Here is an 8,348-nt window from a genome sequence, read left to right as displayed (position 1 = left end):
CCGGGGCTTCGAGCGGGTCGACCTGCTGGTCGCCTCACACATGCACGCCGACCACGTCATCGGCCTCCAGGCGGTGATGCGGCGCCTCGACATCGGCCTCGCCGTGCACCCGGGCGTAAAGGCGCCGCTGCTGCCGACGCTTACCGCCGAAGGCCCGATGGAGCAGGTGACCGAAGGCGAGTTACTGCGGGTCGGAGACCTCACCGTTGACGTCCTTGGACCGACACCGGACCTCAGGGACGTGGCGGCGGTGTCCGTCACCGAGCGGGCGCCGGCCGAAGGCCCGGGTCTGAACGACGCCTCGGTGGTCCTCCGGGTCAACTGGGCCGGTGAGTGCGTCCTGTTCACCGGAGACGTCGAGGACGCCGGTCAGCAGGGGTTGCTGGATCACCCGGAGCGGATCGACTGCACGGTGATGAAGGCGCCCCACCACGGCTCGGGCAGGCTGCTGCCGGAGTTTGTCGAAGCGGTGGACCCGGAGTGGGTGGCGGTCTCCGTCGGGCCGAACAGCTACGGACACCCGAGCGCCAAGGCCCTGGATGCCTTCGACGAAGTGGGCGCTCAGACGCTGAGGACCGACCGCCTGGACGACGTGGTCGTCGAGATGGACGAGCAGGGGAGGGTGAGGGCGGGCGGCTAGGTCCTCGAAAGCTCGGTGCGGGCAGCCAGATCGAGGACCTCGTCGACCGACCAGTGGTCGTCGACCCGTTTGCCGTACTTGACCGCAACAACCTCGCCGGAGGTATCGATCAGTAAGTCCGCCGGAGCACCCATGTGCTCTTCGCCCTTGCCGGTGGCGCCCCGGAAGCTCTCGGCGGCCGTCAGGGCCCGGGCCGCCGCTCGCCAGGAGCGAGGGTCGAAAGCCGCTGAGACGGAGACGCTACCGACTCCGAACTCGTCGTAGACCTCCCTGGCGGGGTCGGCGACGACCTCGAAAGGCAGCTGCCCCTGAAACTCCAGCATCGTCGCGGCGGCGGAGTGAAACAGAACGACTTCACGGATCCCGGCCTTGGCCAGCTCACCGTGGCGGGCCGAGAACTGTGACATTCCCCCGGTGTCACACTTGCAGCACCGGCACGTCCTTGATGTCGAGATGCCGCCCAAAAGGAACAACCCCACGCACCCCAGCACCGATGCCCCAGAAGCCGGCGTGGAGTTCAGCCGAGCCTGGCGCGACCACCGCCGCCACGTGCTGGACATCGCATTCCGGATGCTCGGCAACCTGAGTGAAGCCGAGGACGTGGTGCAGGAGGGTTTCGCCCGGCTGGTGAAGGCCGACATCGACCAGATCGAGGACACCGGGGGCTGGCTGGTGGTGGTGGTGAGCCGCCTCTGCCTCGACCGCCTGCGTTCGCGGCGAAGGCACCCGACCTCGCCGGAGGCGAACCTGGCGGACAGGCCGGCAGGCGACGTGGACCCTGCCGACCGGATCACCCTCGACGACGAGGTCCGCATGGCCCTGCACCTGGTCCTCGAACGCCTTTCCGCTGCGGAGCGGACCGTCTTTGTCCTGCACGACGTATTCCAGTACCCGTTCGGCGAGATCGGCTTAATCGTCGGCCGCACGCCGGTGGCCTGCCGCCAGCTGGCCAGCCGCGCCCGCCGGACGCTGCGCGCCGAGCAACGTGCGCCCCGGTTCGTCGTGGAGCCGGCCGACCAACGGCGGGTGACCGACCGGTTCATCGACGCCTGCGCCAACGGCGACCTCGAAAGGCTCCTGGCGGTGCTGGACCCGGACGTGGCGGGCGACGCCGATCTCGGCGGCACGGCGGGCGTGAGAACGGTAACCGGGCGGGAGCCGGTCGCCTCCGGGCTCATGCGCTTCCTCGGTCCGAAGTCGAAGACCACGCTGCTCAGCATTCCGGCCGGCCGCGACGCAGGTGTCGTGGCACTTCGGGGCGACCGGGTGGTTACCTTTGCGGTTCTGACGGTTCGGGACGGCCTGGTTGTCCACATCGACGCCATAGCCGATCCCGCCAAGCTCGCCACCTTCCGCGCCGCGCTCGGCTCCTGAGCGGGTCTACAATCCAGGGACTGGTTCTCATCCTGATGGGAGGCGGAAATGGCTGTCGAATGGCCGGTTAAGCAGCTTGGTGACCAGGACCAGGCGGTCCGGAGCCTCCAGCACCTCCTGAACTTCCACGGCGCCACCCTCGAGCCCGACGGCGTCTTCGGCGAGGCCACCCAGGCGGCCGTCAAGGAGTTCCAGACCGCCCATGCGCTGCCCGAGGACGGCGTGGTCGATGCTTCGACCTGGCAGGCTCTGGTGACCGACGTCGGCAACGGCGACGCCGGAGAGGCGGTCAAGGCGGCCCAGGTCCAGCTCTACGTCCGGGGCACCCTGCCGACGGTCGACGGAGTCTTCGGGGTCCGCACCGACATCAGCGTCCGCCGCTTCCAGGTGTTCCGGGGGCTGGAGGGGACGGGCATCGTCAACACCGACACCTGGCGCACCCTGCTGGCTACCGAGTATGTGCCGATGGCCGGCGGCGATGCCGGCGTGGCTCTGGAGGGGGAAAACGACTGGCGCACCAGGCTGCTGGCCAAGATCCGCCCGACGGGCCCGAACTTCGGGCAGTAGCTAACCGGCGGGCTTCGGGTCCGGAATCGGCTTGGTGAGATCGGCAACCATGATGACCCCGTCCTCCTTGCGGCCGGTCTCCTCAAAGCCGAGGCGCTCGTAGAACCTCCGGGCCCTCGGGTTGACGTCGTCCACGCCGAGGCTCATCTGCTTGTGGCCCTGCTTGTTGGCCAGCGACATCAGGTTTCGCATCAGATCGGTGCCGAGACCCCTACCGCGGGCCTCGAAGACCATCGCAATGGCCGCCTCCGGCGTCTTCTCGTCGACGAAGGCGTAGCCCGGCGCGTCGGCGGTGAACAGGCGGTACCAGGCGGCGCCCATCGGGCCTCCGGCGTCGGTTGCAACGATCAGCCCGGCGTCTCCCTTGCGAACCCAGCCATCCAGGTAGACGGCCACATCCGGCTTGCTGATGCCCTTCTCGAAAGGGGGCCGGTCGCCGCCCTCCGGGTAGCACGCCTCGTAGAGCATCCACTTGAGGAACGGCAGGTCGTCCTGGTGGGCGAATCTAAGCACTAGGGCAGCTCGGTTTCTGAGGCCAGGACCCAGGCGCCGCCGACCGCCCGCTTCAGCTCGGTCCCGCAGTGCGGACAGTCCCGCTCCTCGTACTCGACCCTGGCCGTGCCGTTGCCGGTATCGCCCGCCGGGATCAGCGCAGCGATTGAGGGCTCGATCTCCACCCCGCACTGCGGGCAGGTGTCGTTGACGCTCATGGGGTCCTCCGGTCGCTCGGCTGGTTGTCCTTCAGTCTAGTCACCGCCAGGGTCTAGGATTTCTGCGTGACCCCTCCCGCCGTCAAGCCGAACCTGAGTTCCTACGTCGTAGTCGGGGACGACCCGCACCTGACCGACGTGGCGGTCGACAAACTGCTCAAGGGCCTGAGCGAGACCTCGGTCAACCAGTTCGGCCCGGCCGACGAGATCGAGAGCATCCTGCAGGCGATTTCCACGCCCTCGATGTTCGACGACCGCCGCACGATCGTGGTCCGGGAGGTCGAGAAGCTGCCGGCCGACGCCCAGCGCAAGCTGATCGCCTGCCTCGAGCACCCGGAGCCCGATGCAACGCTGGTGCTTGTCGGGTCTAAGATGCCGGCGCAGATGATCTCGGCCGCCCGCAAGTCGGGCCACGTGATCGAAGTCGAGAAGGGCAAGCGCAAGGACCTGTTCCCGTGGGTGAAGCAGCAGGCGATCGCCAAGGGGCTGCACATGTCGGGCGACGCCATGAGCGCCCTGGTCGACGTGGTGGGGGAGCAGCGGATGGCGCTGTCGCAGGCCATCGAGGAGCTGAGCCTGGCGATGCCCCCGGGCTCCCGGATCACCCCGAAGGAGATTGCCGGCCAGTTCAGTGGGCGGGCCGACGTGAAGCTGTTCGGTTTCATCGACGCAGTGGCGCAGAAGCAGGGGGCGGCGGCGCTGGAAGCGCTGCACTACCTGGTCGCCCAGGGGGAGGCCCCGACCATGCTTTTCTGGAACCTCACCCGCCACTTCCGCCAGCTGCTCGTGGCGGCCGAGAGCTCGCCGAAGCAGGTCGCAAAGCTGCTCGGCAAGCCCGAGTGGCTGGCCGAGAAGTTGTGCCGCCAGGCCCGGGGCTTCGGCCAGGAGGCCCTCATCGAGGCCTACCAGGTCCTCGCCGAAGCGGACCTCAAGGTCAAGAGCAGCGAGGAGCCCGAGGGGCTCACCCTGGAGCGGGCGGTCGTCGCCCTGTGCCGGAAACGGTAGCCGCCGGCCGAAACGGCTTTGTTACCTCCCCGTAATCGACCGCTAATCAACGGTTAACAAGCCCCGTATACGTTCGACACATGACCAAATCACCAATTCGACTCCCGCACGCCCGGGAAGGGCGCTGATGGCCCCCAACCTTCCTCTGGCGAAAAGATCCGGTCTGCCGGTCGACCTGGACCGCCTGACGGCTGAGGGAGATTCCTGGCTCAGCCCCGAGGAACGCTACGCATTAAAGATGCACGGCGTCTGCGCTCAGGCCCAGCCCGACACGTTCATGATCCGGACCCGCACCGGCGGGGTTCTCGACAGCGACACCGCCCGGGGCGTGGCCGACATCGCCGACGAATTCGCCCGAGGCTGGATCCGCATCACCACCCGCCAGCAGTTCGAGTTCCACCACGTCCACTCCCGGGACGTCACAACGGTCCTGGAACGCATCAAGCGGCTGGGGCTGGTCAACCGGTCCTCGTGCGGGCACACGATGAGGGGCGTCATGTCCTGCCCCGACGCCGGCGTCGGCCTCGAGGAGCCGTTCGACTGCCACTTCGACGCCCAGGCGGCGTCCAACTACGTTCTCAGCCTTAGTCCCGACCTGGACACCAAGATGCCGCAGCGCATCAACATTGCGTTCGGAGGCTGCCTGTCGTGCCGGGAGCACGCCCGGCTGAACGACATGGGGTTTGTCTCGAAGGTCACCCCGGAGGGCGAGCTCGGCTACGAGCTATGGCTCGGGGGAAGTCTCGGCAAGTCGACGCCGACCCTGGCGATCAAGGCCCTCTCGTTCCTCCCGCGTCGCGATGTGCTGCCCGCCGTCCACGCGCTGTTCGAGGTCTTCGTCGAGCACGGCGACTTCGACAACCCGGGCAAGGCCCGCCTGAAGTACCTGCTGCGCAAGCAGGGGGAAGAGGCTTTCCTCGCCTTGTTCAACGCCGCGTTCGAGAAGGCCAAGCTGAGAACCTGGCCCGAGCCGCACCACCTGTCCACCCCGCTCTCGGCGTCGCTCGGCAGCATCCTGGCGTGCGCCCCGGAGGACGGCTGGGGAGGCGGGGTCCGCCCCCAGCGGATCCCGGGATTCGCCATGGTGACCGTCAACGTCCCGCTGGGCGACATGGACACCCAGGACTGGCGCGTCTGCGCCGGCCTCGCCTCCGACCTCGGCGACGACCACATCCACCTGACCAAGAACCAGAACGTGATGTTCCGCCACGTGCCCCTCGACGCGGTGCCGGCGATCAGGAAGGAGCTGGCGGCGGTCGGCCTGGGCCTGGAGGGCGCCGACCACTCCCGGGACATCCGGGTCTGCACCGGCGGCCCGGTCTGCACCCTGGCCCTCACGCCTTCGCAAAAGGTGGCGGCCGAGCTGCTAGACCACCCCGCGCTTCACCGCAACTCGGCCCTGCGCATCCACGTCTCGGGCTGCCCGGCGGCCTGCGCCCAGCACCAGATCGCCGACATCGGCTTCTCGGGCAGCAAGGTCACCATCGGCGGAGCTTCCCAGCTCGGTTACCAGGTCTGGCTCGGAGGGGACGTGGGCGCCGGGAGCCTGGCCCAGGTGGTCGGAAGGGTCGCAGAGCAGGACACCTACGCGATCACCGGCGCCATCATCGGGTTATGGGAAGCGATGCGGGAGCGTGGCGAGAACTTCACCACGACCGTTCACCGGATGGGGACCGAAACGTTTGCCGCTCAGATAGCGGCCGTCTTCAAGGGCCAGTGGGAGCCGGGGGCCGAGCCCTCGACCGACGGCCCGATATTCCTGGGAAAGCCCGATCGCCGGCAGGTGCGAATGGTGGTGGGAGCTTGAGCGAAACGACAGCAGTCCTGGCGGGCACCAAGCTCGTCGAGTCGGTCGAGTACTTTGCGGTGGCGCACACGGCCGACATCCCACCGGGCTGGGTCCTAAAGGTCCAGGTCGGGAACCGCGAGGTCGCCCTGGCCAACTGCGACGGCGCCTTCTCCGCGCTCGACAACTTCTGCACCCACGCCGGCGGCCCCCTGGGGAACAGCCGGCTGAGCGACGGCTGCCGGCTGGAGTGCAGTTGGCACGGCGCCCAGTTCGACGCCCGAAGCGGAGAGGTGGTCTCCGGACCTGCCCGCAAGCCGTTGCGCAAATACACGGTCAAGGTCCTGGACGAAACGGTGTACGTGGCCCTGGTGTCGAAGGGCCCGCTGGACGGCTAGCGCTAGTACAAATTTGTACTATTGACCCATGGTCCCGGCTGCCGATCCGGACGCAACCTTCATCCCTCCCGGGGAGGGGTAGGTTTGGCAACCGTCGGGCTGAAGCCGCAAAGGCGTAACGCCCTCGCCCGGCGGGTCCGCCTCCTCGCTGCTGCGACCATCACCTACAACATCGCCGAGGCCGTGGTCGCGCTTATCGCCGGCTCGGTCGCCTCGTCCACTGCGCTAATCGGATTTGGTCTGGACTCGCTGATCGAGGTCTCCTCGGCGGGCGCACTCTCGTGGCAGTTCTCGGCGAAGGATCACGATGTTCGGGAGTCCCGGGAACGGCTGACCCTGAAGCTGATCGCCCTGTCGTTTTTCGCTCTCGCGGCTTACGTGGTCGTCGACTCGGTGCTCGCCTTCGTCGGTAGGGGCGAGGCAAGCCCATCGCCCGCCGGCATCGGGCTGGCGGCGCTATCGCTGGTCGTCATGCCGTTCTTGTCCTCGGCGCAGCGCCGGGCGGGCCGGGAGTTGGGTTCGGCCTCTGCAGTAGCCGACTCCAAGCAGACCCTGCTCTGCGCCTACCTGTCCGCAGTCCTGCTTGCCGGCCTGCTGGCGAACTCGCTGTTCGGCTGGTCCTGGGCCGACCCGATCGCAGGTTTGGTCATCGCCGGCGTCGCGCTCCGGGAGGGCCGGGAGGCGTGGCGGGGGGAAGCCTGTGGCTGCGCGCCAAAAAGCCGCCTGGGCGGCTTCAGCGATTGAAGAGGGCTACCTAGCGGGCGTTGAGGCGCTGCGCCATCGAGGACTTCTTGTTCGCCGCGTTGTTGCGGTGAAGAATCCCCTTGGAGACCGCTTTGTCGAGCGCACGTGCCGCATTCCGGAACTCGGTCTGGGCTACTGCGTCGTCATCGCCGTCAACTGCAGCGTTGAACCGCTTGATGTACGTCTTGAGAGCGGTGCGGTATTCCTTGTTCCGAATACGCCGCTTCTCGTTGGTGATAACGCGCTTTTTCTGCGACTTGATATTTGCCATTGAACGCAAGAATCCCTTGAAAGATGTGGGTTACCAGGCAGTTTAGCATCCTGGGGGTGCCTGTTGGGCACGCGGTTGAATGGGCGGCCGGTTTTTGGCCGTTGGTCCCTGCTACTCTCGAACCAGATGAAAGATCGTTCTCTCACCCGGGCTTTCAGCCTAATCGCTCACGTCGATCACGGAAAGTCCACCCTGGCGGATCGCATCCTGCAGGTGTGCCACGCCGTGCCCGACCGTGACATGCGCGCCCAGTATCTGGACAAGATGGACCTGGAGCGGGAGCGGGGAATAACGATCAAGGCCCAGTCCATCCGCCTCCACTACCCCTCGGCCGACGGCAACATCTACGAGCTGAACCTGATCGACACCCCCGGCCACGTCGACTTCTCCTACGAGGTCTCCCGGGCGCTGGCGGCGTGCGACGGTGTGATCCTGCTGGTCGACGCGGCCCAGGGCATCGAGGCGCAGACGCTGGCGAACCTGTACCTCGCGCTGAACGCGGACCTGCACATCATCCCGGTGCTCAACAAGATCGATTTGCCGGGCGCCCAGCCGGAGAAGTACGCCGCCGAGATCGCACACATCCTCGGCGGCGACCCCGACGACGTCCTGCGGGTCTCGGCGAAGACCGGCGAAGGCGTCGAGGATCTGCTCAGCGAGATCGTCGCCCAGGTCGAGCCGCCCAAGGGCGTCAAGGACGCTCCGCCGCGGGCACTGATCTTCGACTCGGTCTACGACACCTACCGCGGAGTGGTCACCTACGTCCGCGTCGTCGACGGCTCGCTCACCCACCGCGACCGCATCAAGATGATGTCCACCGGCGCGGTGCACGAGATGCTCGAGGTCGGCGTCA

At 67.4% G+C, this 8,348-nt stretch carries 12 protein-coding genes; 8 read left to right on the top strand and 4 right to left on the bottom strand.

What is annotated here, in order from left to right; genetic code table 11:
* The coding region (locus VFV09_05030) for an MBL fold metallo-hydrolase (GenBank protein ID HEU4867076.1) at positions 1–640 on the top strand (640 nt) is incomplete at its 5' end.
* Here the strand turns inward: VFV09_05030 and VFV09_05025 are convergent.
* Positions 637–1,047 (bottom strand): AhpC/TSA family protein, encoded by a 411-nt coding sequence (locus tag VFV09_05025; protein ID HEU4867075.1) that lies wholly within the window; start codon positions 1,045–1,047, stop codon positions 637–639. The two genes, VFV09_05030 and VFV09_05025, sit on opposite strands and share 4 nt — an antisense overlap.
* Before the next feature lie 7 nt (positions 1,048–1,054).
* Between VFV09_05025 and VFV09_05020 the strand changes: the two genes are divergently transcribed.
* Complete coding sequence (locus tag VFV09_05020; protein ID HEU4867074.1) at positions 1,055–2,014, top strand: sigma-70 family RNA polymerase sigma factor; 960 nt, start codon at positions 1,055–1,057, stop codon at positions 2,012–2,014.
* A gap of 48 nt (positions 2,015–2,062) precedes the next feature.
* Complete coding sequence (locus VFV09_05015) at positions 2,063–2,581, top strand: peptidoglycan-binding protein (protein ID HEU4867073.1); 519 nt, start codon at positions 2,063–2,065, stop codon at positions 2,579–2,581.
* On the opposite strand, the gene VFV09_05010 is transcribed toward VFV09_05015, so the two are convergent.
* Together VFV09_05010 and VFV09_05005 are read right to left on the bottom strand one after the other, a co-directional pair.
* Positions 2,582–3,094, bottom strand: a complete 513-nt coding sequence (locus VFV09_05010; protein ID HEU4867072.1) for a GNAT family N-acetyltransferase — start codon at positions 3,092–3,094, stop codon at positions 2,582–2,584.
* A complete protein-coding gene (locus VFV09_05005) occupies positions 3,094–3,291 on the bottom strand; it encodes a hypothetical protein (GenBank protein ID HEU4867071.1) in 198 nt (65 codons plus the stop codon). The genes VFV09_05010 and VFV09_05005 overlap by 1 nt, the downstream gene beginning before the upstream one ends.
* 66 nt (positions 3,292–3,357) lie before the next feature.
* On the opposite strand from VFV09_05005, the gene holA reads away from it, so the two are divergent.
* The 4 genes from holA to VFV09_04985 all read left to right on the top strand — a co-directional run bounded on the left by holA (position 3,358) and on the right by VFV09_04985 (position 7,224).
* Entirely contained in the window at positions 3,358–4,296 is a 939-nt protein-coding gene (gene holA / locus VFV09_05000; protein HEU4867070.1) for a DNA polymerase III subunit delta, read from the top strand.
* A 127-nt stretch (positions 4,297–4,423) separates the two neighbouring features.
* Positions 4,424–6,103, top strand: a complete 1,680-nt coding sequence (locus VFV09_04995) for a nitrite/sulfite reductase (GenBank protein ID HEU4867069.1) — start codon at positions 4,424–4,426, stop codon at positions 6,101–6,103.
* Positions 6,100–6,480: a Rieske 2Fe-2S domain-containing protein gene (locus VFV09_04990; GenBank protein ID HEU4867068.1), complete on the top strand. Its 381-nt coding sequence runs from the start codon at positions 6,100–6,102 to the stop codon at positions 6,478–6,480. The genes VFV09_04995 and VFV09_04990 overlap by 4 nt, the downstream gene beginning before the upstream one ends.
* Before the next feature lie 84 nt (positions 6,481–6,564).
* The gene (locus VFV09_04985) at positions 6,565–7,224 is read left to right on the top strand and encodes a cation transporter (protein ID HEU4867067.1); all 660 of its coding nucleotides are present in this window, start codon (positions 6,565–6,567) and stop codon (positions 7,222–7,224) included.
* A gap of 10 nt (positions 7,225–7,234) precedes the next feature.
* Here VFV09_04985 and rpsT read toward each other — a convergent pair whose 3' ends face one another.
* On the bottom strand, positions 7,235–7,495 hold the full coding sequence (rpsT, locus tag VFV09_04980; GenBank protein ID HEU4867066.1) for a 30S ribosomal protein S20: 261 nt from the start codon (positions 7,493–7,495) through the stop codon (positions 7,235–7,237).
* A gap of 126 nt (positions 7,496–7,621) precedes the next feature.
* On the opposite strand from rpsT, the gene VFV09_04975 reads away from it, so the two are divergent.
* Positions 7,622–8,348 (top strand): GTP-binding protein (locus VFV09_04975; protein HEU4867065.1); only part of this gene is annotated, 727 nt, incomplete at its 3' end.

The organism is Actinomycetota bacterium (assembly GCA_035759705.1).
Taxonomy (GTDB): Bacteria; Actinomycetota; CADDZG01; order JAHWKV01; family JAHWKV01; genus JAJCYE01.
This window is presented reverse-complemented; position numbering and strand designations above follow the sequence as displayed.

What these genes read in the sequence shown, in the direction of transcription:
- VFV09_05015 (HEU4867073.1), top strand. Translation starts at nt 2,063, where the DNA reads ATGGCTGTCGAATGGCCGGTTAAGCAGCTTGGTGACCAGGACCAGGCG.
- VFV09_05025 (HEU4867075.1), bottom strand. Translation starts at nt 1,047, where the DNA reads ATGTCACAGTTCTCGGCCCGCCACGGTGAGCTGGCCAAGGCCGGGATC.
- VFV09_05005 (HEU4867071.1), bottom strand. Translation starts at nt 3,291, where the DNA reads ATGAGCGTCAACGACACCTGCCCGCAGTGCGGGGTGGAGATCGAGCCC.
- rpsT (HEU4867066.1), bottom strand. Translation starts at nt 7,495, where the DNA reads ATGGCAAATATCAAGTCGCAGAAAAAGCGCGTTATCACCAACGAGAAG.
- VFV09_04995 (HEU4867069.1), top strand. Translation starts at nt 4,424, where the DNA reads ATGGCCCCCAACCTTCCTCTGGCGAAAAGATCCGGTCTGCCGGTCGAC.